At 61.4% G+C, this 25,440-nt stretch carries 23 protein-coding genes and 1 tRNA gene; 20 read left to right on the plus strand and 4 right to left on the minus strand.

The window, feature by feature from the left end:
• Positions 1-77 precede the first annotated feature (77 nt).
• From rpoD to R3F00_RS05120, 5 genes are all read left to right on the plus strand, one after another.
• A complete protein-coding gene (gene rpoD / locus R3F00_RS05100) occupies positions 78-1,952 on the plus strand; it encodes an RNA polymerase sigma factor RpoD (protein WP_371280646.1) in 1,875 nt (624 codons plus the stop codon).
• A gap of 391 nt (positions 1,953-2,343) precedes the next feature.
• A tRNA-Ile gene (locus R3F00_RS05105) sits at positions 2,344-2,420 on the plus strand.
• A gap of 63 nt (positions 2,421-2,483) precedes the next feature.
• Positions 2,484-2,846 carry a 6-carboxytetrahydropterin synthase QueD gene (queD, locus tag R3F00_RS05110; protein ID WP_371280647.1) on the plus strand — a complete coding sequence of 121 codons (363 nt, stop codon included), beginning with the start codon at positions 2,484-2,486 and terminating at the stop codon, positions 2,844-2,846.
• Positions 2,847-3,031: 185 nt separating this feature from the next.
• Complete coding sequence (locus R3F00_RS05115) at positions 3,032-3,424, plus strand: phasin family protein (protein WP_371280648.1); 393 nt, start codon at positions 3,032-3,034, stop codon at positions 3,422-3,424.
• Between the two features lie 286 nt (positions 3,425-3,710).
• Complete coding sequence (locus R3F00_RS05120) at positions 3,711-5,276, plus strand: SpoIIE family protein phosphatase (RefSeq protein ID WP_371280649.1); 1,566 nt, start codon at positions 3,711-3,713, stop codon at positions 5,274-5,276.
• Positions 5,277-5,282: 6 nt separating this feature from the next.
• Here R3F00_RS05120 and R3F00_RS05125 read toward each other — a convergent pair whose 3' ends face one another.
• The 3 genes from R3F00_RS05125 to R3F00_RS05135 form a co-directional block, all read right to left on the minus strand.
• Positions 5,283-5,903 (minus strand): STAS domain-containing protein, encoded by a 621-nt coding sequence (locus tag R3F00_RS05125; protein ID WP_371280650.1) that lies wholly within the window; start codon positions 5,901-5,903, stop codon positions 5,283-5,285.
• Between the two features lie 167 nt (positions 5,904-6,070).
• Entirely contained in the window at positions 6,071-7,087 is a 1,017-nt protein-coding gene (locus R3F00_RS05130; protein ID WP_371280651.1) for an FHA domain-containing protein, read from the minus strand.
• Between the two features lie 19 nt (positions 7,088-7,106).
• A complete protein-coding gene (locus R3F00_RS05135) occupies positions 7,107-7,949 on the minus strand; it encodes a cyclic nucleotide-binding domain-containing protein (protein WP_371280652.1) in 843 nt (280 codons plus the stop codon).
• A 574-nt stretch (positions 7,950-8,523) separates the two neighbouring features.
• Between R3F00_RS05135 and R3F00_RS05140 the strand changes: the two genes are divergently transcribed.
• The 10 genes from R3F00_RS05140 (at position 8,524) to glmU (ending at position 17,772) form a co-directional block, all read left to right on the plus strand.
• The gene (locus tag R3F00_RS05140; protein ID WP_371280653.1) at positions 8,524-9,051 is read left to right on the plus strand and encodes an ATP synthase subunit I; all 528 of its coding nucleotides are present in this window, start codon (positions 8,524-8,526) and stop codon (positions 9,049-9,051) included.
• Between the two features lie 4 nt (positions 9,052-9,055).
• The gene (gene atpB / locus R3F00_RS05145; protein WP_371280654.1) at positions 9,056-9,883 is read left to right on the plus strand and encodes a F0F1 ATP synthase subunit A; all 828 of its coding nucleotides are present in this window, start codon (positions 9,056-9,058) and stop codon (positions 9,881-9,883) included.
• Between the two features lie 58 nt (positions 9,884-9,941).
• On the plus strand, positions 9,942-10,229 hold the full coding sequence (gene atpE / locus R3F00_RS05150) for a F0F1 ATP synthase subunit C (protein ID WP_371280655.1): 288 nt from the start codon (positions 9,942-9,944) through the stop codon (positions 10,227-10,229).
• A 62-nt stretch (positions 10,230-10,291) separates the two neighbouring features.
• Complete coding sequence (locus tag R3F00_RS05155; RefSeq protein WP_371280656.1) at positions 10,292-10,762, plus strand: F0F1 ATP synthase subunit B; 471 nt, start codon at positions 10,292-10,294, stop codon at positions 10,760-10,762.
• 4 nt (positions 10,763-10,766) lie between these two features.
• Positions 10,767-11,300, plus strand: coding sequence for a F0F1 ATP synthase subunit delta (locus R3F00_RS05160; protein ID WP_371280657.1), 534 nt, complete (start codon positions 10,767-10,769; stop codon positions 11,298-11,300).
• Positions 11,301-11,452: 152 nt separating this feature from the next.
• The gene (atpA, locus tag R3F00_RS05165) at positions 11,453-13,000 is read left to right on the plus strand and encodes a F0F1 ATP synthase subunit alpha (protein WP_371280658.1); all 1,548 of its coding nucleotides are present in this window, start codon (positions 11,453-11,455) and stop codon (positions 12,998-13,000) included.
• A 185-nt stretch (positions 13,001-13,185) separates the two neighbouring features.
• Positions 13,186-14,049: a F0F1 ATP synthase subunit gamma gene (atpG, locus tag R3F00_RS05170; protein WP_371280659.1), complete on the plus strand. Its 864-nt coding sequence runs from the start codon at positions 13,186-13,188 to the stop codon at positions 14,047-14,049.
• A 130-nt stretch (positions 14,050-14,179) separates the two neighbouring features.
• Entirely contained in the window at positions 14,180-15,613 is a 1,434-nt protein-coding gene (atpD, locus tag R3F00_RS05175) for a F0F1 ATP synthase subunit beta (protein WP_371280660.1), read from the plus strand.
• A gap of 135 nt (positions 15,614-15,748) precedes the next feature.
• Positions 15,749-16,171, plus strand: a complete 423-nt coding sequence (locus R3F00_RS05180) for a F0F1 ATP synthase subunit epsilon (protein ID WP_371280661.1) — start codon at positions 15,749-15,751, stop codon at positions 16,169-16,171.
• Positions 16,172-16,407: 236 nt separating this feature from the next.
• Complete coding sequence (glmU, locus tag R3F00_RS05185; protein ID WP_371280662.1) at positions 16,408-17,772, plus strand: bifunctional UDP-N-acetylglucosamine diphosphorylase/glucosamine-1-phosphate N-acetyltransferase GlmU; 1,365 nt, start codon at positions 16,408-16,410, stop codon at positions 17,770-17,772.
• 40 nt (positions 17,773-17,812) lie between these two features.
• Here glmU and R3F00_RS05190 read toward each other — a convergent pair whose 3' ends face one another.
• A complete protein-coding gene (locus R3F00_RS05190; protein WP_371280663.1) occupies positions 17,813-19,564 on the minus strand; it encodes a hypothetical protein in 1,752 nt (583 codons plus the stop codon).
• A 510-nt stretch (positions 19,565-20,074) separates the two neighbouring features.
• Between R3F00_RS05190 and R3F00_RS05195 the strand changes: the two genes are divergently transcribed.
• The 5 genes from R3F00_RS05195 (at position 20,075) to R3F00_RS05215 (ending at position 25,438) form a co-directional block, all read left to right on the plus strand.
• Positions 20,075-21,367, plus strand: coding sequence for a nucleotide sugar dehydrogenase (locus R3F00_RS05195; RefSeq protein ID WP_371280664.1), 1,293 nt, complete (start codon positions 20,075-20,077; stop codon positions 21,365-21,367).
• Positions 21,368-21,383: 16 nt separating this feature from the next.
• The gene (locus tag R3F00_RS05200; protein ID WP_371280665.1) at positions 21,384-22,391 is read left to right on the plus strand and encodes an NAD-dependent epimerase; all 1,008 of its coding nucleotides are present in this window, start codon (positions 21,384-21,386) and stop codon (positions 22,389-22,391) included.
• A gap of 67 nt (positions 22,392-22,458) precedes the next feature.
• On the plus strand, positions 22,459-23,079 hold the full coding sequence (locus R3F00_RS05205; RefSeq protein WP_371280666.1) for an XrtA/PEP-CTERM system exopolysaccharide export protein: 621 nt from the start codon (positions 22,459-22,461) through the stop codon (positions 23,077-23,079).
• A 35-nt stretch (positions 23,080-23,114) separates the two neighbouring features.
• Positions 23,115-24,659 carry an XrtA system polysaccharide chain length determinant gene (locus R3F00_RS05210; protein WP_371280667.1) on the plus strand — a complete coding sequence of 515 codons (1,545 nt, stop codon included), beginning with the start codon at positions 23,115-23,117 and terminating at the stop codon, positions 24,657-24,659.
• Positions 24,656-25,438, plus strand: coding sequence for a CpsD/CapB family tyrosine-protein kinase (locus R3F00_RS05215; RefSeq protein ID WP_371280668.1), 783 nt, complete (start codon positions 24,656-24,658; stop codon positions 25,436-25,438). Before R3F00_RS05210 ends, R3F00_RS05215 begins: the two co-directional genes overlap by 4 nt.
• Positions 25,439-25,440: the final 2 nt, after the last annotated feature.

Here is a 25,440-nt window from a genome sequence, read left to right on the forward strand (position 1 = left end):
ATAAATCAATATCTTAGGCTGCCCTTGACGGGCCTCCTATACTTCCGAGTCTTTGTTTAAGGGTTATCACAACATTCATGGCGACCGAGCATATCCAGGAGCAGAAAACCACCGATATCAAGATGCTCATCACCAAGGGCAAGGAACAGGGATACCTGACCTATGCCGAGGTAAATGACCATCTGCCCGATGACATCGTCGATCCGGAACAGATCGAAGACATCATCGGCATGATCAATGACATGGGTATCGAGGTGCACGAAGTTGCGCCGGATACGGAAACCTTGCGCGCGCAGTCAGCCGGCTCCACCGACGACGATACCGCGACCGAGGAAGCGGTCGCCGTGCTGTCTGCCGTTGATGCCGAAGTGGGTCGCACCACCGATCCGGTGCGCATGTACATGCGCGAAATGGGTACGGTCGAGCTGCTGACCCGCGAAGGCGAGATCGCCATCGCCAAGCGCATCGAGGAAGGTCTCAACCAGGTCCAGGCGGCTCTGGCCAGCTTCCCCTGGTCGATCCAGCTGCTGGTCGAGGAATACGATCAGTTCACCGAAGGCAAGAAACGCATGTCGGAGGTCGTCACCGGCTTTCTCGACATCGAAGTGCCAACACCGGAGGAGGTCGCTGCCGCAGCGGCCAAGGAAGCCGCCGAGAAGGCAGATGGCGCCGAGGATGGTGACGGCGACGACGATGATACCGATGACGATAGCGAGGACTCGACGCCGGTCGACACCGGCCCCGACCCGGTTGAGGTCGCTCGACGCATGGAACTGCTGCGCGCCGGCTACGCCAAGTACCAGAAGTTGTCCGAGAAGAACGGTCTGGGCGACAAGAAGGCGCAGAAACTGCGCGAGCTGATCGCCGAAGAGTTCCTCAATCTGAAACTGCCTGCAATCCTGATCGACAGTCTTGTGCGCAAGCTGCGCGAAGTGGTCAGCAACATCCGACACCACGAACGTCTGATCATGGATATCTGCATCAAGCAGGCGCGCATGCCGCGCAAGGAATTCCTCAAGGTATTCCCGTCCAACGAGACCAATTTGGAGTGGGCCGACGAACTGATGCGCAAGCGTCAGAAGTGGTCGGCTGCGGTGAAGACGCACAAGGATGCACTGGTTGGCGAGCAGCACAAGCTGGTCTCGATTGAGAACACGCTGTTCCTGACGGTCGCCGACATCAAGGAAATCAATCGTGCGATGTCTATTGGCGAGGCCAAGGCGCGCCGTGCGAAGAAGGAAATGGTGGAGGCCAACCTGCGCCTGGTCATCTCGATCGCAAAGAAGTACACGAACCGCGGCCTGCAATTCCTCGATCTGATCCAGGAAGGCAACATCGGCCTGATGAAGGCCGTCGACAAGTTCGAGTATCGTCGCGGTTACAAGTTCTCGACCTATGCGACGTGGTGGATCCGCCAGGCCATCACGCGCTCGATTGCCGATCAGGCGCGCACCATCCGCATCCCCGTGCACATGATCGAGACAATCAACAAGCTCAATCGCATCAGCCGCCAGATGCTGCAGGAAATGGGCCGCGAGCCGACCCCGGAAGAGCTGGCCATCAAGATGGAGATGCCCGAGGACAAGATCCGCAAGGTGCTCAAGATCGCCAAGGAACCGATCTCGATGGAAACGCCGATCGGCGACGACGAGGATTCGCACCTGGGCGACTTCATCGAGGACATCTCGATCGTCTCTCCGATCGAATCCTCGACCAACATCGGCCTGATGGAAACCGTGCACGATGTGCTCGGTGGCCTGACGCCCCGCGAAGCCAAGGTGCTGCGCATGCGTTTCGGCATCGACATGAATACCGATCACACCCTGGAGGAAGTCGGCAAGCAGTTCGACGTCACTCGCGAGCGTATTCGTCAGATCGAAGCCAAGGCCCTGCGCAAGCTGCGTCATCCGAGTCGTTCGGAACAGCTGCGCTCGTTCCTCGATCTGGAGTAGGTCCGAGCAGCAATTGGCAGAGACGAGTGCAGCCTCGCTCCCTCTCACCAGGACAAGCAGGCTGTGGCTTCGCTCCCTCTCCCCCCGGGAGAGGGCTGGGGTGAGGGTACGGATTCGCACCCACCCCCGCTTCCCGATTTCACCTGACCGAGGGCCCCTGGTTTCAATCAAGATCGCAGCCGATGGCGCCGTTGGTTGGCGAAGATTTCTTTTCCGAAGCGGCGTTTCAGAGCATGGAGATCGTCGCGCCTTGCGCGACAGTTCAAGCGTCGGTTGGCATAATTGCGGATTCGCGCTACTTGCGCTTGCGTACCCTCACTCCAGCCCTCCCCCGAAGGGAGGGGGCGAGTGTTCGTCGCGCAAAGCGCGACCTCGTTACTGTTTTGAAGCGGGGCCTATAGCTCAATTGGTTAGAGCAGCGGACTCATAATCCGTTGGTTCCAGGTTCAAGTCCTGGTGGGCCCACCAATATCCGGCTTGCGGCCGCGCACTGCAGGAGTCCCGTCCGGAATACCCAACTGAGCGCCCTTGATGGTCATCTACAAGAAATTCCGAATCGAAGCCGCCCATCGGTTGCCGAATGTGCCCGAGGGACACAAGTGCGCGCGCCTGCACGGTCATTCCTTCGAGATCGAACTGCATCTGGATGGTCCCGTGGACCCGACCCTGGGCTGGGTCTGTGACTTTTCCGAGGTGAGCGCCGCGTTTGCGCCGGTCTTCGAACAGCTTGATCACCGCTATCTGAATGACATCCGTGGCCTGGAGAACCCGACCAGCGAGAACCTGGCTGTCTGGATCTGGAATGCAGTCAGGCCGCGCCTGCCCCTGCTGGCCAGGGTGATCGTGCACGAAACCTGTACCTCGGGCTGCAGTTACGGCGGACCCGCGGCCTAGCCCTTTTCGCCCGCTGATCTTCCGCGACGCAGCAGAGCTCGGAATTCGCGGAAATCGTCTATAATCATGACCTTGAGTGCCAAACCTGAATAAACGGCAACGCCAGCAGCTGCCGATATGTTGCGTCGCAACAAATTCCCTGCTAGAGTACGTCCATCCACTAATCCTAGAGAGGGAGTTATCACATGTACGAGCAGATGAATTCGCAGTTCCTTTCCCTTGGCAAGAACTTTGCCGACGCCGCCGTCAAGGCTCAGGGCGTCGCCCTGGCCGGTTTCGAGAAGATCGCCGACCTGCAGCTGAAGGCCGTCGAAAGCCACGTCAGCGCTTCCAACGCATTCTGGGCCGAAGCTTCCGAAGTCCGTGACTTCGAAGCCGCCAAGGCGATCCTGCCGAAGGGCGTGCAGCTGGCCAAGGAATCCGCCGAGAAGATGTACAACACCAACCAGGAAGTGCTCGGTCTGACCCTGAAGACCAACGAGCAGCTCGGCAACCTGATCAAGGGTTCGTTCGAAGCGACCAATGAAGCCGTGACCAAGCAGGTCAATTCGGTGAAGAAGGCTGCTTCGGGCAAGTAAGCAACCCACTTCGGAGTTGGTCGCAGCACACCGCAGCCAGCACCGAAAGCGATTCAAGAAACCGGATGGCTTGCCATCCGGTTTTTTTATGGCCCAATGACCGCGGTTCCGGCAAGCATCGACGCGGACCACGGCTTGTCGCGATGAGCAATCGCCCGCTGACCACTGTTCCAGCCCGCGCAAACGGACTCCGCGCCACACCCGCAAATGCACGATGGCGCATTTGCCGGCATTCAATCGCTGCCCGCGCAGCCCACGGCGAGGGATTCACCGCAGGCGCACCGGCGTGCGACACTGCATCATCATGCCGCGCCTGACCATTACCGGCGGTGCACTCGCCGGCCAACAATTCAGCTTCAAGGAATCCGTGGTCATCGGCCGCGGCGCCTACTCTGACATTCGAATCGATGACCCCACCGTCTCGCGGCAGCATGCGGAGGTCAGTTGCGGCGATGACGGCATCTGGCGAATCAAGGATCTTGGCAGCGCCAATGGCATCCTGCACGGAGGCAGCCTGATTCGAGGCGAATTGCTGATCGAAAACACCGTCGAAATCGTGATCGGCGAAGTGGCGGTACAGTTGAGTACGGAAGACGAGGCGGAACAGCCCGAACCCGGGCGTAGCGCGTTTCCTCAACTGGTCGACCGACTGGAGCTGCTGGCGTGGATTACTGCCTTGCCGGCACGACGCGAGGATCCGGCGCAATTGATCGACGAAATCCTCGATACGGTCATGGTCCGTTTTGACGGCTGCGTGCGTGTCGGCCTGTTCGTCAGCCGGCCCGGCAGCAGCAACCTGATTGCCTACGCCTGCCGCAGCGACAACGAGGAAGAGGACTGGAGCTCCAGCGCCTTGCTGGCCAAGGCCTGCCTGCGACACGTGGATGGCGTGGCCGGAGGCCAGTCCGCGCTTGAGCCTCTGGGTGTTGCCGATGCCCCGAGAGGCATCCTTGCCGCGCCCGTCATTTTCAGCGGCGAAACCCTCGGTGCAATCGTCGCGGAATCGGAGCGGGAAGATACCTGGAATCCGATGGATCGCTCGATCGCGAAGGCCATCGGCAGCGTGGTTGCAGGACTTCTCGAAGCTGAGAGAGGCAGCCATCCGGACCGTCGCGTTGCCGAACGTGATCTGGCCCTGGCGCGACGCGTCCAGCAGCATTTTCTGCCGCAATCGCAATTGCGGCTGCCCGGACTGCAACTGGCCGAAGCCTATGTTCCGGCACGAGTGGTCGGCGGCGACCACTACGATTATTTCCACTTTGCGGATGGCCGCGCCGGTCTGGTAATTGCCGATGTTTCAGGGAAGGCGGTATCGGCCGCACTGGTCATGGCGCGCTTCGGCATGGGGGTACGCCTCCTCGCCAGCCAGGCCAGCAACCCGGTGGATCTTCTGGTCACCTTGAACGTGCTCATGCTCGATGAGCTCGAAGCAGGCATGTTCGTCACGGCACAGATCGTGGCCATCGGCGAGCAGTGTGGCGATCTGGAGATTGCCAATGCAGGACATCCACGACCCTTGTTGCGCTCAAGAAGCGGAGACGTTTCCGAAGTCGCCCTCGAACCCGGCGCGCCACTCGGCGCCAATGCGCAAACCCGGTTCTCGACGGAACGCCTGCAACTGGAAGCGGGAGAGTGCCTGCTGCTTTACAGCGACGGCCTGGACGAAGCCGAAAACGAGGACGCGCAGTCGTTCGGAATCGAGCGCGCATTCGACGCCATGGCTGCCGCGTCATGTGCAGACGCGCCCGCCGTTCTGGCGTCGATCAACACGGCATTGACGGACTTCGTGGGCAATGCGAATGCCACCGATGACTTGACCCTGTTGCTGCTCAGTCGCGACGCAACGGCCTAGTCCAATTCAGACCCTGGCGCCCCGCGCCACTACCAGAGCCACCCGGGCCACCTGATCTGCCGGCATGATGGATGCGGGTTTTGCGCCGGCCTTGATTCCGAGCGCCTTCAAGACGCGAGCGGCCAGCGGATTGCCCGACGGTTCCTTCTGCTTGCTCTCGGCAGCCTTGGCTGGGGCGGGTTTGGCTGGTGCAGGTATTGGCGGCTCGGGCTTGCTCGCAGCAGGCTTTGCTGCCGCCGGCTTCTCCTCGACCGCAGGCTTGGCCGCAGCGGGCTTGCTGGCGGAGGTCTTGATCTTTTGCGCCAGTGCCGATTCGCGGTCGGGAAGTATCGTGAACAGTTGGGTGAAGCCGGCAACATCGAACACCTGGCGCACGGTCGGATTGAGCCCGGCCAGACGCAGGCTGCCGTTGCCGTCCACGCCTTTGCCCAGCATCAGCAGGACACGCAATCCGGCGCTGCTTACGTAACCGACGCCCGCCAGATTGATGATGAAGTCGCGAACGCCGGTCTCAAGGAGATCCTGCACGGCCAGCTCGAGATCCGCCGAGGTATCGGTATCAAGACGCCCGCTCAGATCAATTACAAGGACGTCCCCCACCCGTTCGTCGCGAATCTCGAGTGCCATTGGTCGAGCCCGGCCTATTCTTGAATGCGCGCGATGATCGCGCGGTACATTGGATTCACACGGCTTTTCGCGATTGAGGTGATAGCGGGCACTATCGCCGAATGAGCGAAATACCGTGTGGATTCAATGAACAAGTGAGAGCGTGCGCAATTCATGGATAGTCCGGGCTAACCTTCGCGGAAGACGAAGCGGGCCATGCCGATCTGGACGACATCCTCATGTCGCAGCAGACGTTCCTTGATCGACTCGGCATTGACCCGGGTGCCCGACTTGCTGCCGAGATCGCTCAGGGTATAGCCCTTGGAGTCCACCGTGATTTGCGCATGCTTGGGCTCGACGCCGGGGCCTCCGATTCGCACTTCGTTGGCCGGATCGGCGCCAAGCGAAATGGGCTTGGGCGGCAGTGGTATAGCCGAACGCCCCGCTTCGGGATTCTGCGGAACGAGGCGCGCCGTGCGTAGCGACATGGTTGCGTTCGGTCCGAATGCGGGCCGCTTCCCTTCAGCTCCCGGCACCGGCGGCGCGCCCGGCACCTTGGGCGGCTCCGGCATCTTCAATACCTGAAGGATCTGGGTCTGTGCCGCCGCGGGCTCATGGCTCGAGGCTGACGGAGCCGGTGGCGGTGCGGGCGGTGGCGCCTGCGGCAACGGCGGAGGTTCGTCTGCAGCTGGCATTTCCTGCGTGCTGGCGGGACCCGGATCTTCCACTCCCTGCAGAAGTTCTTCCTCGCTGGCAAATACTTCGAGGAAGCGTGCACGCAGAGCCTCGCCCTGCTTGTGCGCTACTGCGCGTTCGGCCAGCGCCGCCTCGATTTGCTTGAGCCGCTCCTTGTAGCCCTCGTCATCGAATTCACCGAGCTTGCGGCGCAACTCGATTTCCTGGCGGTCCAGCTTGACCGCCTCATGCGCATCGGCAATGTCGCTCAGCGCGCCGCGCAGTCGCGCATAGGATTCCCTGGCCTGCTGGCGCATCGGTTCGGCTTTGGCCTCGATCGCGGCAAGTTGCTTCGCGTAGTCGGCATTCACGCGGCTGAAGACGGCAGGATCGAAGTCGGCCTTGACAGCCTCGAGGCCGGTCAGACGTTCGCGCAGAATGTCGGCCTCCTCCTTGAGAGCCTTGAGGGCATCGATCACGCCGAGATCCACCTCGGAAAGGGATTCGGGCAATTCGCGGATATTCACCATTTTCGCTCTCCCAACCACCTCAGGCGGTGGCAAATTCGACTTCCACAGCTCCAAACCGCAGTTTGTCACCCGGCTTGATCGGCACATCAACCCCGGTGGCGACACGAACATTGTTGACGAAGGTTCCATTCACGGTACCGGATTCCTCGCGCACGAAGTACAACTGCCCCTGGCGAACCAGTTTGGCATGCTTGCGACTGAGGCTGCGGGTCGGATCGACACTGCTCAGATTGACTTCCGGATTGATGCCGGCTTTCGGGTCGGGGCGGCCGACCAGGAATTCCTTGACGTCGGGATCCAGCAGGAACGTCTCGCCTTGCGCGTGCTTGAGCAAGCAAGCCGGCTTCGGAGCCGCCGGGGCCGCTGGCGGGGCTGGCGGGGCTGACAATGGTTCTGCTGCCGGTTTGCTCCTGGCCGGAGACTTCGCTGGCGCCTTGACCGGTGCTGCCTCGGCAACCGCTGCGGAAGCAGACGGCTTGCCCGCCTGGGCAGCCCCTGCCGAAAGTGCCTTGGTCAACGCGTTCTCGCAATCGAGATGGCGCTGCGCCAGCGTCTGCATGAGTGAGATGGCGATTTCAACGTTGTCGGCCAGAAGGCCAGGAAAGGCTTCGCGTTCGATCCGGAGCAACCGGGTCGGCTCTCTCGCAATCGCGCTGGCAGAGCGTGGCTGACCGGAAAGCATCGACAATTCACCGAAAAACTCGCCCGGGCCCAGGCGCGCCACCGGGTCAGTGCCACGCGCTGCCAGAAAAATCTCGACCACCCCGGATTCGATGACATAAAGGGTCTGCCCGGGATCGCCCTCGGAAAACACCGCCTGGCCGGCCGGTACATCGAAGGAGAATTCGGCAGATTTGCTCATGGCAGACAGACTCTGACGCGGCGGGAACCAGCCCGGACTCACGATTATGCCGAGCGCGCGACGCCAGCGGCAACCTGCATCCCCGCAGATCGGGGACGTTTGCACCCATGAGAGCCGCAGGTTGAGCGTGCTTCGCCTCATTCTCCGGAGTCGAAATCGCCTACGGGACGCCTGATGGCGGTTCCGGGTCTGTCGGTTGGCCGCGGAGTTCAGCATCCGAGCGAAGATGGGCCCTTGTTGGCAGGCGCCCCGGGATACGTTGTTCACGCTGGCGGCTGACTGACTTTCCGCAATTCCTTGGGCTGGGGCGGGTTGTTCCCGCGAGCGACTGATTGCCGCATCCTCGCTTGTTTCTCGCCAGGGAAATCGTTCACGCTGGCGACTGATTGCCACCCTGCAGCTTTCTTGCTTGAGGCGGCTTGTCCCCGCAGGCGACGGATTGACGCAGCTTCGACGGTTTCCCGCTAGTGAAATCGTTCACGCTGGCGACTGATTGCCACCCTACAGCTTTCTTGCTTGAGGCGGCTTGTCCCCACAGGCGACGGATTGACGCAGCTTCGACGGTTTCCCGCTAGTGAAATCGTTCACGCTGGCGACTGATTGCCGCAACCTCGCTTGTTTCTCGCCAGGGTTGGTTGCGACCTTCGAAAGCCAACTGATATCATTCGCCGGCTCAGCGGGCGACGTTTTGCGTCGATCCGGAGTTCCAACACGACATTCGGGAAAGGCACAGGTGCGCAATTCCATCGCCTACGGTTGGCAGGTGGCAGTTCGCACCACGCTATTGCAGATCGGCGTGACCGTGCTGGTTGCCTTGATCGCAACAATGTTCGAATTGCGGATCGGCCTGGCCACCCTCGCGGGCGGCGCCATCATCGCAGTCGGAAATATGGTTTTTGCAGTGCGCCTGTTCGGGCGGGGAGTCGCTCCGGCACGCAACGCACTGCGCTCTGCCTACGCGGCAGAGGTATTGAAATGGTTCTGGCTGTGTCTGGCGCTGTATCTCGCCATCGCAGTCCTGAAACTGCCGTTCGCCGGACTGATCACCGGCGTCCTGGCAGCGCAGTTTTCATTCTGGATCGCCCTAATCGCAATCAGGTAACCCGATGGCCAGCGAACACGCTCCAGCGAACATGACCGACTACATCAAGCACCACTTGCATCACCTGCAAGTGCAGGTGCCTGGCACGGAAGGTCAGTTCTGGTTGATCAACGTCGACAGCGTACTGTTCAAACTGCTGGCCTGCGTCTTGTTCGTCTGGGTGTTCCTGCGCGTTTCGCGGCGAGCGACCGCAGGCGTACCCGGCAAACTGCAGTGCGCCGTTGAAATGATCGTGTCATTCGTCGACGGCATGGTCCGCGAGACTTTTCACGGCAGCAGCAAGATCATCGCGCCGATGTCGATCACCATTTTCTGTCTCGTGTTCCTGATGAACTTCATGGACATGATTCCGGTTGACGCCTTGCCCGCCGCGGGCGCTGCTGCAGGCATCAACTACCTGCGTGTCGTGCCGACTGCCGACATCAACACCACGGCAGGCATGGCGATTACCGTCTTTCTGCTGATCCAGTACATCGGCATCAAGCACAAGGGCCTGTTCGGTTTCTTCAAGGAATGGTTCACGGCGCCGTTCGGCCCGTGGTTCGCGCCGTTCAACCTGCTCCTGCGCGTGATCGAGGAAGCCGTGCGCCCGCTGTCACTTTCATTGCGACTGTTTGGCAACATGTACGCGGGCGAACTGATCTTCATCCTGATCGCGGTGATGACGCTGGGCGCCACACTGGATCACTTCTCGACCTACCTGCTCGGCGCAGGCCAGTTTATCGCCGGCTTCGTATGGACCGCTTTCCACGTGCTGATCATCACCTTGCAGGCATTCATCTTCATGACGCTGACCATCGTTTACCTGAGCATGGCGGCGGAGCACCATTGATTCAACCAAGAGCCAGATTTTTTCATTCATTCAAACACTGAGAAACCCGGAGAGAACCATGGAAACCATTGCCAATATTGCCCAAGTCGGCGACCTGCTCAGCATGACGGTCATCGCCGCTGCCCTCCTGATCGGACTCGGCGCACTCGGAACGGCGATCGGCTTCGCCCTGCTCGGCGGCAAGTTCCTCGAAGGCGCGTCGCGCCAGCCGGAATTGACCCCGATGCTGCAGACCAAGATGTTCATCGTTGCCGGCTTGCTCGACGCGGTGCCGATCATCGGCGTCGCCATCGCCCTGCTGCTGCTGTTCGCGAACCCGCTGCTCGCCACGCTGGGCGTGCAGTAACTGTCTGAAACCCGGCATCCGCGCGGCGGCCAACCGGCCGCCGTCCCGCAGGAGCAATATCCATGATTCCGAACATTACACTGGTGATCCAGGCCCTGGCGTTCTTCGCCGTGGTCTGGCTGGTGATGAAATTCGGATGGCCGCACATCATCGCGGCCATCGAAGAACGTCAGGCCAAGATCGCCGAAGGTCTGGCAGCCGCCGATCGTGCCCGCCAGGAATTGGCCGATGCCGACGCCCGCGTGGCCGACGAGATCCGCAAGGCTCGCGTCGACGCCGTGGCGATCATCGACAAGGCCACCCAGCAGGCCAACCAGATCATCGAAAAGGCACGCACCGACGCAATCGTCGAGGGCACCAAGCAGAAAGCCATTGCAGCGGCTGAAATCGACAGCATGGCTCACCGTGCACGCGAGGAACTGCGCGGCAAGGTGGCTACCTTGGCGATCGCTGGCGCCGAGAAGATCCTCAAGCGCGAGATCGATGCCAATGCGCACAAGGACCTGCTCGACCAGCTCGTGAGCGAGATCTAGGCCCATGTCCAGCGCACTGACCCTGGCCAGACCGTATGCGCGCGCCGCGTTTGAAACGGCGCACTCGCACGCGGCATTAGCCAGCTGGGCCGAAAAGCTGGCGTTCTCTGCCGAGGTGGCAGCGGACTCCCGCGTGGCGAAGCTGTTTGGCAATCCGCGTCTGGGCACCAGTGAACTCGCTTCGCTGTTCCTTCCGCACGGCGAGAAGCCGGACACCGATTTCGGTCGTTTCATTACCTTGCTGGCGGACAATGGCCGCTTGCCGGTGTTGCCCGAGATCGCTGCCCTGTTCGAGCAGCTCAAGCTCGAATCGGAGCGCACGCTGAAAGTGCGCCTGCGCACAGCCGAGCGCATCGATGCCGCTGGACTCGAGAAAATCAGTGCGGCTCTCAAGCGCCGCTTTGATCGCAACATCGAGCTGACCCAGTCGATCGACCCGAAGATGATCGGCGGCACGATCATCGATGCCGGCGAAACCGTTATCGATGGTTCGGTGCGCGGCCGTCTCGCGCGACTCGAACAGGCCCTTGTTCAGTGAGCGGAAGAACAGACACCGGCAAGCGGGAAGTACAGTTGCAGCCCGCGCAGCCGTTGCTTTTTCCTTCTCCGCTTGCTGCTCAGCGCTGACTGCTCAAACCAAATACTGAAAAACGCGTACGCCACATGGCGTGCACGAACCGGGAAACCAAAATGGCCACCACGATCAATCCGTCTGAAATCAGCGAACTCATCAAGCACCGTATTGAGGAGTTCAAGCTCACCGCCGATGCGCGCAACGAAGGCACGATCACCAGCGTGTCCGACGGCATCGTTCGCGTCCACGGCCTCAACGATGTGATGTCCGGCGAAATGGTCGAGATGCCCGGCGACACCATCGCCCTGGCCCTCAACCTCGAGCGCGACTCGGTAGGTTGCGTGGTTCTCGGCAGCTACGAGCACCTGCGCGAAGGCGACACGGTCAAGACCACGGGCAAGATTCTCGAGGTGCCGGTCGGCCGCGAGCTGCTTGGACGCGTCGTTGATGCACTGGGCAATCCGATCGACGGCAAGGGTCCGATCAATGCCAAGCACAGCTCGCCGATAGAAAAGGTCGCGCCGGGCGTGATCTGGCGCAAGTCCGTCGACCAGCCGGTGCAGACCGGCTACAAGTCGGTCGACTCGATGATTCCGATCGGCCGCGGCCAGCGCGAGCTGATCATCGGCGACCGTCAGACCGGCAAGACCGCCCTGGCCGTCGACGCGATCATCAACCAGAAGAATTCCGGCATCAAATGCATCTACGTCGCCATCGGCCAGAAGCAGAGCTCGATCGCGAACGTGGTGCGCAAGCTGGAAGAAAACGATGCGCTGGCTCACACGATCATCGTTGCCGCCTCGGCGTCCGAATCGGCTGCGATGCAGTACATCGCTCCGTACTCGGGTTGCTCGATGGGCGAGTTCTTCCGCGATATCGGCGAAGACGCCCTGATCATCTATGACGACCTGACCAAGCAGGCCTGGGCCTACCGCCAGATTTCGCTGTTGCTCAAGCGCCCGCCGGGTCGCGAAGCCTACCCGGGCGACGTCTTCTACCTGCATTCGCGCCTGCTCGAGCGCGCCGCGCGCGTGAACGAGGAATACGTCGAGAAGCAGACCAACGGCGCGGTAACCGGCAAGACCGGCTCGCTGACCGCCCTGCCGATCATCGAGACCCAGGCCGGCGACGTCTCGGCATTCGTTCCGACCAACGTGATCTCGATCACCGACGGGCAGATCTTCCTTGAGACGGACCTGTTCAATGCGGGTATCCGCCCGGCCGTCAACGCCGGCGTTTCGGTGTCGCGCGTCGGTGGTGCCGCGCAGACCAAGATCGTCAAGAAGCTGTCCGGTGGCGTCAAGCTCGCACTCGCCCAGTTCCGTGAGCTGGCCGCATTCGCGCAGTTCGCATCGGATCTCGACGCGGCAACGCGCGCCCAGCTGGAGCGCGGCCAGCGCGTTACCGAGCTGATGAAGCAGAAGCAGTACTCACCGCTGTCGATCGCCGAGCTGGCGCTGTCGGTGTACGCCGCCGAGAAGGGTTACCTCGACGATCTTCCGATTGCCAAGATCCTGCCGTTCGAAGCCGCTCTGCATCAGCATTTCCACAGCAACTATGCCGACCTGATGAAGAACATCGTCGACACCGGCGACTGGAACAGCGATATCGAAGGCAAGTTCAAGCAAGGGCTGGACGAGTTCAAGACGACTGGGTCCTGGTAACAGAGCCGGGAATGGGGAATAGAGGATAGAGAATCGGTTAGTAGCGGAAGTGAGAATCGGCAGACTCGAAGCGACAGGTGCGATACCGCGCTCTTGATCCAACCCATTCCCCATTCCCCATTCCCGATTCCCAAGCAAGTCCCGCAGCCGAATGATGGCTGCAACGACGAAAGTGTGAGGTAGACGTGGCCGGCGGAAGAGAAATCAAAACCAAGATCAAGAGCGTGCAGAACACCCGCAAGGTGACGCGCGCGCTGGAAATGGTCTCGGCATCCAAGATCCGCAAGGCGCAGGACCTGATGAAGGCCTCGCGTCCGTATGCGCGACTGATGCGTCAGGCGATCGGCCACATCGCGCACGCGAACAGCGAATACCAGCATCCATTCATGCTGGAACGCACCGAGATCAAGCGCGTTGGCTTCGTCATTGTCTCGACCGATCGCGGCCTCTGCGGCGGACTCAACACCAACCTGTTTCGCAGTCTGCTGACGCAGATTCGCAGCTGGCAGGACAAGGGGGTCGAGGTCGACATGGTCTGCATCGGCCAGAAGGCGACTTCGTACTTCCGTCGTCTCAAGGTCAACATGGTCGGCAGCGTCACCCATCTTGGCGAAAGGCCGCAGCTGGACAAGCTGATCGGCGTGATCAAGGTGATGCTCGATGCCTACACCGAGGGCAGGATCGATCGCCTTTCGCTGGTCTACAACGACTTCGTCAACACGATGACGCAGAAGGCGACCATCGACCAGTTGCTGCCGCTGCCGCCGGCGGAGGAAATGCCGACAACGCATGCATGGGACTACCTCTACGAACCCGACGCTGCATCCGTGCTCGACCACGTACTGACCCGCTATATCGAATCCCTGGTCTACCAGTCCACCCTTGAAAACCTCGCCAGCGAACATGCCGCCCGCATGGTGGCCATGAAGAGCGCGTCCGACAACGCGACCAAGGCCATCGGCGAACTCACGCTCGTTTACAACAAGGCCCGCCAGGCCGCGATCACTCAGGAAATCTCGGAGATCGTCGGCGGGGCAGCGGCAGTATGAATTGCCGGGATTAGGCATTCGGGATTAGGGATTTGTCTCAGCGCGGGAAACCGGCGCTCCTGCGAATCCCAAATCCCCAATCTCGAATCCCGTTACCGAAAAACCAAGCATCAACGTGGAGTCCCACAACATGAACCAAGGCAAAGTCGTACAAATCATCGGCGCCGTCGTCGACGTCGAATTCCCGCGCGATTCCGTGCCCAAGATCTACGACGCGCTGACCATCGATGGCATGGCGATCACACTCGAGGTGCAGCAGCAGCTCGGTGACGGTGTCGTTCGCACCATCGCACTCGGTTCGACCGATGGCCTCAAGCGCGGCCTCGTCGCCAACAATACCGGCGACGGCATCAAGGTTCCGGTCGGCAAGGAGACCCTTGGCCGCATCATGGACGTGCTCGGCAACCCGATCGACGAAGCCGGTCCGATCGGCGAGAAGGAAAAGTGGGTCATCCACCGTGAAGCACCCGCCTATGACGATCAGTCCTCGAGCAACGACCTGCTTGAGACCGGCATCAAGGTCATTGACCTGGTCTGCCCGTTCGCCAAGGGCGGCAAGGTCGGCCTGTTCGGCGGCGCCGGCGTCGGCAAGACCGTCAACATGCTCGAGCTGATCAACAACATCGCCACCCAGCACGCCGGTCTCTCGGTGTTCGCCGGCGTCGGCGAGCGTACCCGCGAAGGCAACGACTTCTATCACGAGATGATCGAGGCTGGCGTCGTCAAGCTCGACAACATTCAGGACTCGAAGGTGGCCATGGTCTACGGCCAGATGAACGAGCCGCCGGGCAATCGCCTGCGCGTCGCCCTGACCGGCCTGACCATGGCCGAATACTTCCGCGACGACATCGATCCGGAAACCGGCAAGGGTCGCGACATCCTGTTCTTCGTCGACAACATCTACCGCTACACCCTGGCCGGTACCGAGGTCTCGGCGCTGCTCGGGCGCATGCCGTCCGCGGTGGGCTACCAGCCGACCCTGGCCGACGAAATGGGCCGTCTGCAGGAGCGCATTACCTCGACCAAGACCGGCTCGATCACCTCGATCCAGGCCGTCTACGTTCCGGCCGATGACTACACCGACCCGTCCCCGGCAACCACGTTCGCCCATCTGGACTCGACCGTGGCGCTGTCGCGCGACATCGCCAGCCTCGGCATCTACCCGGCCGTCGACCCGCTGGCCTCGACCAGCCGCCAGCTCGACCCGCTGGTTATCGGAAACGAGCACTACGACACCGCACGTCGCGTCCAGGGCACCCTGCAGCGCTACAAGGAACTGAAGGACATCATCGCCATCCTCGGCATGGACGAGCTCAGCGAAGACGACCGCAACACGGTCTACCGCGCACGCAAGATCGAGAAGTTCTTCTCGCAGCCGTTCACGGTTGCCCAGGTCTTCACCGGCGCGCCTGGCAAGTACGTGACCCTCAAGGAAACCATCCGCGGCTTCAAGATGATCTGTGACGGCGAGTGCGATCACCTGCCGGAACAGGCCTTCTACATGGTCGGCGGCATTGATGAAGCGTTTGCCAAGGCTGAAGAGATGTCGAAGAAAGCGGCCTAGGCCGCTTTCCGGGAATCGAGAATAGGGAATCGGGAATAGGCAAAGCGAAATGCGCTTCGAGCTTGCTCCTGCATTTGACCATTCCCCACTCCCCATTCCCGATTCCCGTCGAACGAACGAAGTGAGAGAGACAAGATGAGCACAATTCGCTGCGACATCGTCAGTGCCGAGAAGGAAATCTTCCATGGCAACGTCAGCATGGTTATCGCGACCGGCGAGATGGGCGAACTGGGCATCGCGCCGCGTCATGCACCGCTGATCACGCGTCTCAAGCCCGGCCAGGTTCGCCTGAAGCTGGAGAATGGCGACGAGCAATTCTTCTATGTATCCGGCGGCATTCTCGAAGTACAGCCCCAGGTCGTTACCGTGCTGGCCGACACCGCCGAGCGCGCGGCCGATCTCGACGAAGCGGCAGCGCGCAAGGCCAAGGAAGAAGCGGAGCGTGCAATCGCCGACCGCAGCGACGCCATGGAGATTGCAGAAGCGCAAGCCCAGCTGGCCCAGGCCATGGCCCAGTTGCAGGCACTCGAGCACTTGCGTCGCAACCTCAAGCACTAAGTTGCGGTGAGCGGAGGCCTTTCGCAGGAAAGGCCTTCAGGCTCGATGCCTTTCGGCACGTTGCGGCAAACGCATCGCGGCTGAAGCCGCTTCCTGCGAAAACCTTTCCTTTTCCCGCCTCCCGCTTACCGCTTATCCCCGGAGCCTGACCGCCGGGCGCGTGCCATGGGTCCCGTCCATTTCCCGCATCCCCCGTTTCGGCTATGGTTCCGAACCTGCCCTGGGGAGAAATGCAGATGCCCGCCGCTTCTCTGCACGTTGTCATTCTTGCCGCCGGTGAAGGCAAGCGCATGAAGTCGTCACGACCGAAGGTGCTGATGCCACTGGCCGGTCGTTCCATGCTGGGCCATGTGCTCGATGTCGCCCGCGCACTTGAGCCCGCTGCCATTCATATCGTGTATGGCCATGGCGGCGACCAGGTCCGCGCGGCCTTCGCCGATCCGGATCTTTCCTGGGTAAAGCAAGCCGAGCAGCGCGGCACCGGGCACGCGGTCAAGCTCGCCATGACCGCCGTACCGGACGATGCGCGCGTATTGATCCTGTACGGAGATGTTCCCCTGATCGGTCGCGATACCCTGGAGGGCCTGCTGATGACGGCCGGTCCGCTGACCGCCCTGGTGACCCAGCTTGAAGTTCCCTATGGCTATGGCCGCGTCGTCCGTGACGGCATTGGTCGCGTGCGCGCGATCGTGGAGGAGAAAGACTGCACGGTCGAACAGCGCGCCATCAACTGGGTCAATAGCGGAATCCTTGTCGCCGAGGCGCGCCGCCTGCGCGTCTGGATCAATAATCTTTCCGATGACAACGCCCAGAACGAGTACTACCTGACCGATATCTACGCCCAGGCCGATGAGGAAGGCGAACCGGCCGAAGCCAGCCAGTGCATGAATCCGCAGGAAGTGTTCGGCGCCAATGATCCCTGGCAGCTGGCCGCTCTGGAACGCCTGTACCAGCGCATGCGCGCCACCGAACTGGCCGCAGCCGGCGTTCGCTTTTCGGACCCGGTGCGCTTCGACCTGCGTGGCAAGGTCAATGTCGGACGCGACGTCGAAATCGATGTCGATGTCATTCTCGAAGGTGAAGTCGAACTCGGCGACGAAGTCTCGATCGGGCCGTTCACGCGGATCTCGAACTCGCGCCTGGCTACCGGCACCGTGGTCAACGCGCACTGCGATATCGAGGGGATCGTTACCCACGGTCCCTGCGTAATCGGCCCGTTTGCGCGTCTGCGCCCGGGAACCGAACTGGGCGCCGGTTCCCGCGTCGGCAATTTTGTCGAGACAAAGAACACGCGCCTGGGTTCGGGCTCGAAGATCAACCACTTGAGCTATGTCGGCGATGCCGATGTCGGCAGTCATGCCAATATCGGAGCCGGCACCATCACCTGCAACTACGACGGCGTGAACAAGCACCGCACCAGCATCGGCGATGGCGCCTTCATCGGCTCCAATACCGCACTGGTGGCGCCGGTTTCGATCGGTCGCAATGCGACCATCGGCGCCGGCTCGGTCATTACCCGATCAGCACCCGAGGAACAGTTGACCGTGGCACGCAGCCGACAGAACACGGTGCCCGGCTGGAACCGGCCAAAGAAGTCCTGATCGATACCGCTGGCCGGACGATGACCTCGCCAGCAAACGCTCAATCGAAGCCGTTCGCAAACACGGCGTCGGTCGTTGCCGTTGCCGCATGCATGGCCCAGCCCAGTCCCCCGGAGACGCGATGCTCCCAGCCGAACTTGCGCCACGGCGAGGTGCGGTAGGCAGGTAAACCTGCGCCGGGCCCGCCGGGTCGAATCCAGTAATTGACGCCTTCGTCATAGGTGAAATAGAGGTCTTCGGCGGTATCGGCGAGGCGCGGATCCGACTGCTGGGTCAGCTCGGCGAAGTAGTTCGCCCAGGCCAGTCCTGCGGCAACATCAAGTGCGTGCTCGACATCCGAGCTGCCGGTCTGGCCGTCGGCGCCATTGGAAAGCATGGCATAGCGTGGCAGGGCGAGCGCTCCACCAAAGTTGTACATGTGGTCCGTGGTGTTGATCGTCGCCACGCGCAGGAAATTGCCCATGCGCCGGATGAAGTTCGCGATGGCAGGGTCTTCCGAGGTGGAATAGGCGCGCAGCATGGCATCAACGACCAGCATGCTCATCCAGCCGGAGGCGCCAAACGAACCGTCGGCCCAGTCGCCATCGTGCTGGGAGCCGAGATGATAGAGACCCCCGTCGACATAGCCGGAGGGTTGCGGAATCTGCCCGTTCGCACCGTTCTGGTGGCTCACCATGCGACCGACCAGGGTCGCCACATTGGCTGCCTGGCTGCCGCCATTGATTTCGTAGTCGACCTGGTAGGCAAGCAGCTTGAAGGCGGCGTGGCGCTCGGTCCAGAAGCCCATGCCTGGGCTCCAGGCATCATTGAATCCGCTCTGGGCGCTGACGATGGCGGAAAGACGATCCAGTGCCGTGTCATCCCCGGTCAGCCAGTATCGATAGGCCAGGTTCTCCGCATAGACATATTTCGTATCGCCGTTCTTCAGCGAAAAGAAGCCGCCCGAGTTGATGTGGTCGGTGTAGAAATCCGACGCGCGTACCGCCTCACGCAGGGCCTTGTAGAAACCGCTGCGTTCATACAGGACGAACATCGAGGTGGCGCGGTCGTACAACCAGGGTTCGTAGTCGGTCTTGTAGTGGCACTGGTTGGCAACCGTGACAGCCGGATCATCTTCGTTGATCGAGCTGTAGAAGTTGTTCTTGATTGCGCGATCCGCCTCCTGATAGTCCGGCCAATGCGCAATGGCGGCATTGGTGGTCGGGTTGTCCCGGGGCTCGGTATTGCTGTTGTCGAAGGCAATGCTGCGCACGCCTTTCAACATGCCCAGGCTCAGCCATGACTTGGGCAGGACCGCATAAACGTCTGGCTCCTGCACGCTGTCGGAAGCCACGAAACTGCCGCTGCTGACCGTGTGCCAGCCGTTGCGCGCCGATATCAGTGCCGGGACATCCTGCTGACGCGGGGGTCCGCCCCAGCTCAGGGTGATCGATTCGGGAGCAGACGCAGCGAACGCATACTGGATCTGTACGCGCGCAACACGCACCGAGGTTCCGTCAAGCGCGGCATTGCCGCGATGTCGCCAGGGCGTCATCTGACTGACATGGGCCGGTATTTCCTGTCCGCCCTTGAGTACCCGCAGCGTGGCCAGGCCTGCCGTGGTGATCGAGCCGCGCGGAAACGGCACGCCAAAGGTGACCAGTCGATTGCTGCCGGGGGTCACGACCTCGGTAGGTACCAGTTGCACGGACAGACTGCCGTTCGGAACGGCAGGGGCGACAAAGGGCTCGACTGCAAACGCGCAACCGGCGCCGAGTGCAATCAATCCCGCGACAAGGCGAGCAAAAAACACAGTCCTACTCCGACCATCAGGGGTGCGCATCATGTGCCCGCAAGCCGCTGATTTTATTGAATCCGATCACATACTTGCGTGTCCATTCAGGAGCCAGACACAAAGCTGTGGAACAGGTCCGCCAGCTTAAGGCAACGCTGAACAAGTGGCGCAACCGTCACGACGTCTGTGAGCGTTCAGATCGCGGCGCACGGACGCAGATGGACCGGCCGTCTCGGCAACTGCTCCTGCGTTGCTCTACCTCCTGCATCCATGCAGTCGCTTCAGGGCAGCGCAACAAGGAGCTGCGTGCTGACAGGCGTCGCCTAACCGATTGATTCTCTACTGAAACAGGTGGCCTTCAGAAGGCCCGCCAGCCGCGCCGCGAGTCCTGACAACGCCGCCAGGCGACCCGGCCTCTTGCTCCACCGCTCTGGCCAATGCCATGCACGGGTCGGGTATAGGCCGGGCCTTCGCCCGTACGAAGATCAACTTGATAGACTTGGGGGCTGACTCTGATGGATGCGCTCAATGACCTCCGCTGCGCTGCCCCGTGAACAGGAAATTCGGCTGGCCATCATCGGCCTGGGCTATGTGGGCCTGCCCCTGGCAGTCGGCTTTGGCAGAAAGCTGGCCACCCTTGGATTCGACATCAATACGCACCGGATCTCCGAGTTGCAGTCGCATCGTGACCACACCCTGGAAGTCACGGCAGAGGAACTCAGGGCAACGCCGAATCTGAGCTTCTCGGCTGACCAGGCCGACCTGCGCTCGTGCAACGTATTCATCGTCACCGTGCCGACGCCGATAGACGATGCCAAGCGCCCCGATCTGGGGCCGCTGGAAAGTGCCAGCCGCATGGTCGGCAAGGCCATTCGGCCAGGATCTGTCGTGATCTTCGAATCCACGGTCTACCCCGGGGCTACCGAAGAGGTGTGTGTACCGATCATCGAACGCGAGTCCGGACTGCGCTTCAACCAGGATTTCTACGCCGGTTACAGTCCGGAGCGGATCAATCCGGGCGACAAGGAACACCGTCTCGAGTCGATCATGAAAGTCACTTCCGGCTCGACGCCCGAAGTGGCGGATTTCGTCGACTCACTGTACCGGCGAATCATCACCGCAGGCACGCACAAGGCATCGAGCATGCGCGTGGCCGAAGCGGCCAAGGTCATCGAGAACACCCAGCGGGATCTCAACATCGCGCTGATCAACGAGCTGGCCCTGATCTTCGACCGGCTCGGCATCGACACCAGCGAGGTGCTTGCCGCGGCCGGTACGAAATGGAATTTCCTGCCGTTCCGGCCCGGCCTGGTTGGCGGACATTGTATCGGCGTCGATCCGTACTATCTGACCCACAAGGCTCAACAGATCGGTTACCACCCCGAGGTGATTCTCTCGGGCAGGCGCATCAACGACGGCATGGGCAGCCATATCGCCCGGCGTGTCATCAAGCACATGATCCAGCGTCGCCTGCACGTGGCCAATGCCAACATCCTTGTGCTGGGCCTGGCATTCAAGGAAAACTGCCCGGACTTGCGCAACACCCGGGTCGTCGATGTCGTCGACGAATTCCGCAAGTTCCACGCCAGCGTCGAGGTCTACGACCCCTGGGTCAGCCCGGCAGAAGCCCTGCACGAGTACGATCTCGAACTTGTCGGCACACTCGAGAATGGGCGCTATGACGCCATCGTACTGGCCGTCGCCCATCATCAGTTTGTCGAGATGGGTGCCGAGCACATTCGCGCACTTGGCAAACCGGGCTGCGTGCTGTTTGACGTCAAGCAGGTCCTGCCGCGTGAAGCGGTAGACGATCGCCTGTAGTTCAATGGAGCATTCGATGCGCGTACTCGTCACCGGCGCCGCCGGATTCATCGGTTCAGCATTGAGCCAGCGCTTGCTTGCGCGTGGCGATGAAGTTCTGGGTTTCGACAATCTCAACGACTACTACGACCCCAGGCTCAAGCAGGATCGGCTGGCACGCCTGACTTCGCAGCAGGGTTTCCAGTTCGTGCACGCCTCGCTGGAGGATCGAGCTGCCGTCGAATCCGCTTTCGCGGACTTTCGACCGCAGCGTGTCGTCAATCTGGCCGCCCAGGCCGGCGTACGTTATTCGCTGGAGAATCCTCGCGCCTATGTCGACAGCAACATCGTCGGCTTCACGCATATCCTTGAAGCCTGCCGCCACGGCAAGGTCGAACATCTGGTCTATGCATCATCCAGTTCGGTCTATGGCGCCAACCGCAAGCTGCCCTTCTCCGTACGCGACCCGGTCGACCATCCTGTCAGCCTGTACGCTGCCTCGAAGAAGGCCAACGAGTTGATGGCACATACCTACAGCCACCTGTTCGGCCTGCCGACCACGGGGCTGCGATTCTTCACGGTTTACGGTCCCTGGGGCCGGCCCGACATGGCCCTGTTTCTGTTTACCCGCAAGATTCTGGCCGACGAGCCCATCGACGTGTTCAACCATGGCCGGCACACGCGCGATTTCACCTATGTCGACGATATTGTCGAAGGCGTCATGCGTACCCTGGACAAGGTGCCCGTTGCAGACCCGGAGTTTGATCCGCTACTGCCAACACCGGCCTCGTCCAGCGCGCCCTATCGCATCTACAACATCGGAAACAACCAGCCGGTCGAGTTGTCCCGCTATATCGAAGTCATCGAGAATTGCATCGGACGCAAGGCCCGGAAAAACCTGCTTCCGTTGCAGCCGGGCGATGTCCCCGATACCTACGCCGATGTCTCTGAATTGACCCGCGACACGGGCTACGCGCCGGCGACAACCGTTGAAGAGGGCGTCGCCCGCTTCGTCGACTGGTATCGCGACTATTACGGGGTCTGAGCCGGTCAGAAAGACATCAAAGTGTGATACGTTTCACACTCCAGATCGAGTGTACAAGGGAACTTCGATGAGCTACGTTCGCCTGTTGGCATCAATCGCGGTATTTGCAATTCTGACTGCCTGCGCCAGCGGTCCGCGGCCCGGATCCGCTCCGGAGATCAACCCGGCCGAGCAGGCAGTGAAAGCGTACCGAATCGGCGTGGACGACGTCATTCGCGTATCGGTCTGGCAGAACCCGGACCTTGATGTGACTGTTCCGGTTCGACCGGACGGAATGATCTCGGTGCCCCTGGTCGGCGACGTCACTGCTGGCGGCCGGACTCCAGAGGAGGTTTCAGCCGAAATCAAGACCAAGCTCGAGACATTCGTGCGCAATCCTCAGGTCACCGTGATTGTCGACCAGCTGCGCAGCCACGAATATCTGGCCAGGGTGCGCGTGACCGGCGCCGTTCGCACGCCCATCTCCGTGCCCTATCGGCAGGGCATGACCGTGCTGGATGCCGTCCTCGCTGCCGGTGGCACGAATGAGTTTGCCGCAGCCGATCGCACCGAGTTGTACAGAAAGGAGGGCACATCGACCCGCGCCTATCCGGTGCGGCTTGATCGAATCCTGCAGAAGGGGGATCTGGAGACGAACTACCCGGTGCAGCCTGGTGACGTGATCACGGTTCCCGAGCGTACGTTCTGAATGGCCTACGGAATCAGGTGGGGAAGTTCGCGATCGTGAATACGGAAATGGCGCCCATTGCCGAGATGCTGCCGGTGTTCGCGCGCGAGACGCGACGCTATGGCGTGACCCTGGCGATCCTGTTTGCGGTCATTGCCATGATCGGACTCGCCGCCGGCATCTTCTGGCCACGAAGCTACGTCGCTTCGACGACGATCCTTGCCTCGAGCAGCGACATCATCCAGCCCTTGCTCGAGGGTCGTGCGGTGGCAACCGAAGTGGCCGACCGCGCGGGCATGGCTCGCCAGGTCATCTTCAGCCGCAAGATACTCGAGACTGCGCTGGAACACGGTGGCTGGACTGCAGACAATCCCTCCCCGGTCGTGCGCGATCGACTGATGGAGCAGATCAAGGACCGAACCACCATCACCAGTCCGCGTCCGGACCTGATCCAGATCACCTATCGGGATTCCGATCCGCAAAGGACCTTCGAGCTGACCCAGCTGTTCGCGACCCGGTTCATCGAGGAGAGCAAGGCGACCAAGGAACGTGAAAGTCGCGAGGCATTCGAGTTCATCGACAGCCAGGTCAAGGACTACCACGCGAAACTGACCAGCGCCGAGGATGGCCTGCTCAAGTATCGTTCCGAACATGCCGACGCCCAGCCCGGCAGCGCGACCGACGCCAACGCGCGCATCAGCGCATTGCGTACCCAGGTCGAACAGGCACGCATGAACCTGATGGAACAGCAGTCGCGCGAAGCAGCCCTGGTGGCGCAGTTGTCAGGAGAATCGGAAGTCACTGCCGTGCAGACGCGTTCCGGCCTCTACCGGGCCCAGCTCATCGAACTGCAATCGGAACTTGACCAGCTGCTGCTCACCTACACGGAACAGTATCCGGACGTGGTCCGCGCGCGCATGCAGATGAAGGACATCCAGCGCCAGCTTGAAGAGGAAGAACGCCGCCGCAACTCGGGCACCAGCTCGGGCCAGAGTCCATTCGACAACGCCCAGTTCAATCCCCTCTACCAGGAACTCAAGCAACGTCTGGCCGAGTTGCGTCGCGAGATTGCCGCCAACCGGTCGAGAATGAGCACGAGCGAAGCCATGCTCAATGCCGAGCTCGATCGCAGCCGCCGCATCGCCGAGTCGGAAGGCGCACTGGCCGAGCTGACCCGGGACTATGAAGTCAATCGCGACATCTACCAGGATCTGCTGCGCCGGCGCGAAAACGCGCGTGTCTCGATGGTCATGGATCAGGAACAGCGCGGCCTTACCTTCCGCATCCAGGATCCGGCCATTCTGCCGCTGAGGCCTTCCGGTTTGCGCCTGGCCCATTTTGCCGCCGCCGGGCTGGGGCTGGCGGTCCTGATTCCGTTCGGCTTGCTGTTTGCACTGATCCGCTTCGATCCTCGCGTGCGTTCGGCAAGACAACTGGAGCGCGCGACCGGACTGGTCGTGCTCGCCACGGTCCCGGTCTATTCGACCAGTCGCGAGCGCATGCGCCACCGCGCGCGCGGTCTGTTTGCCTTCCTCATGGTGGCCGGTGTCCTCGCCGCCTTCATCTTTACCTACTGGATACGGCAGCACTCCGGCTCATGAGCAATCCCGATTCCAGCGACAACACGATGCCCGACCATGTCGGCAAGGCGCTCGGTGCCGCCGCCGGGGACATGGCCCGGCGCGCCGGAGCGACGCGTTCGATCGCACGCATCGTTGAACCCAATGCACTGGCTCCGGTCGCGCTTGAAGAACGTCGACTGATCCATCGCGAAGAATCGGTGCGCCGTCAAGCCGATGCCTTTCGGGAAATCCGCACGCGACTTCTGGCCCTGGGTGGCGAACACAACTTCGTCACCATGGTGGCGCCGATCAGTCCCCGCTCGGGCGGCAGCTTCGTTGCGCGCAACCTCGCCGCGGCGTTCGCCTTCGATGAAGCCAAGACGGCCCTTCTGGTCGACTGCAATCTGCGCCATCCGTCGCAACACACCGAGTTGCGCGTCGATCCGGTCAACGGCGGCCTGATCGACTATCTCGATCACCCATCGCTCGGGGTCGAGAAAATTCTCTACCACACCGGCATTCCGCGCCTGCGCCTGATCCCGTGCGGCCGCCAGCGCGAGATGGGTGGTGAATATTTTTCCTCGTTTCGCATGCGCGCCATGCTGGATTCGCTGCGTAGCCGATACGCGGACCGCTACATCTTTCTGGATGGCCCGGCGGTCAAGGGTTCACCGGATGCGCGCATCCTCGCGGACCTGGTCGATTTCGTCGTCCTCGTCGCTGGCAGCGGTCGCGATACACCGGCATCCATCCAGAAAGTCGTGGCCAATTTCGACTCTACCAAGCTTGCAGGAATCGTCCTCAACGAACTGCCTTGAGC

Origin of the sequence: Dokdonella sp., assembly GCF_041395345.1 — a bacterium.
GTDB lineage: Bacteria > Pseudomonadota > Gammaproteobacteria > Xanthomonadales > Rhodanobacteraceae > Dokdonella.

Bases quoted from the DNA above. Each gene is read 5' to 3' on its own strand.
- atpD (WP_371280660.1), top strand. From the start codon at position 14,180: ATGAACCAAGGCAAAGTCGTACAAATCATCGGCGCCGTCGTCGACGTC.
- R3F00_RS05160 (WP_371280657.1), top strand. From the start codon at position 10,767: ATGTCCAGCGCACTGACCCTGGCCAGACCGTATGCGCGCGCCGCGTTT.
- R3F00_RS05155 (WP_371280656.1), top strand. From the start codon at position 10,292: ATGATTCCGAACATTACACTGGTGATCCAGGCCCTGGCGTTCTTCGCC.
- R3F00_RS05180 (WP_371280661.1), top strand. From the start codon at position 15,749: ATGAGCACAATTCGCTGCGACATCGTCAGTGCCGAGAAGGAAATCTTC.
- R3F00_RS05115 (WP_371280648.1), top strand. From the start codon at position 3,032: ATGTACGAGCAGATGAATTCGCAGTTCCTTTCCCTTGGCAAGAACTTT.
- R3F00_RS05205 (WP_371280666.1), top strand. From the start codon at position 22,459: ATGAGCTACGTTCGCCTGTTGGCATCAATCGCGGTATTTGCAATTCTG.
- atpE (WP_371280655.1), top strand. From the start codon at position 9,942: ATGGAAACCATTGCCAATATTGCCCAAGTCGGCGACCTGCTCAGCATG.
- R3F00_RS05200 (WP_371280665.1), top strand. From the start codon at position 21,384: ATGCGCGTACTCGTCACCGGCGCCGCCGGATTCATCGGTTCAGCATTG.
- atpB (WP_371280654.1), top strand. From the start codon at position 9,056: ATGGCCAGCGAACACGCTCCAGCGAACATGACCGACTACATCAAGCAC.
- glmU (WP_371280662.1), top strand. From the start codon at position 16,408: ATGCCCGCCGCTTCTCTGCACGTTGTCATTCTTGCCGCCGGTGAAGGC.
- R3F00_RS05130 (WP_371280651.1), bottom strand. From the start codon at position 7,087: ATGGTGAATATCCGCGAATTGCCCGAATCCCTTTCCGAGGTGGATCTC.
- atpA (WP_371280658.1), top strand. From the start codon at position 11,453: ATGGCCACCACGATCAATCCGTCTGAAATCAGCGAACTCATCAAGCAC.
- R3F00_RS05195 (WP_371280664.1), top strand. From the start codon at position 20,075: ATGACCTCCGCTGCGCTGCCCCGTGAACAGGAAATTCGGCTGGCCATC.
- queD (WP_371280647.1), top strand. From the start codon at position 2,484: ATGGTCATCTACAAGAAATTCCGAATCGAAGCCGCCCATCGGTTGCCG.
- R3F00_RS05215 (WP_371280668.1), top strand. From the start codon at position 24,656: ATGAGCAATCCCGATTCCAGCGACAACACGATGCCCGACCATGTCGGC.
- rpoD (WP_371280646.1), top strand. From the start codon at position 78: ATGGCGACCGAGCATATCCAGGAGCAGAAAACCACCGATATCAAGATG.
- R3F00_RS05135 (WP_371280652.1), bottom strand. From the start codon at position 7,949: ATGAGCAAATCTGCCGAATTCTCCTTCGATGTACCGGCCGGCCAGGCG.
- R3F00_RS05125 (WP_371280650.1), bottom strand. From the start codon at position 5,903: ATGGCACTCGAGATTCGCGACGAACGGGTGGGGGACGTCCTTGTAATT.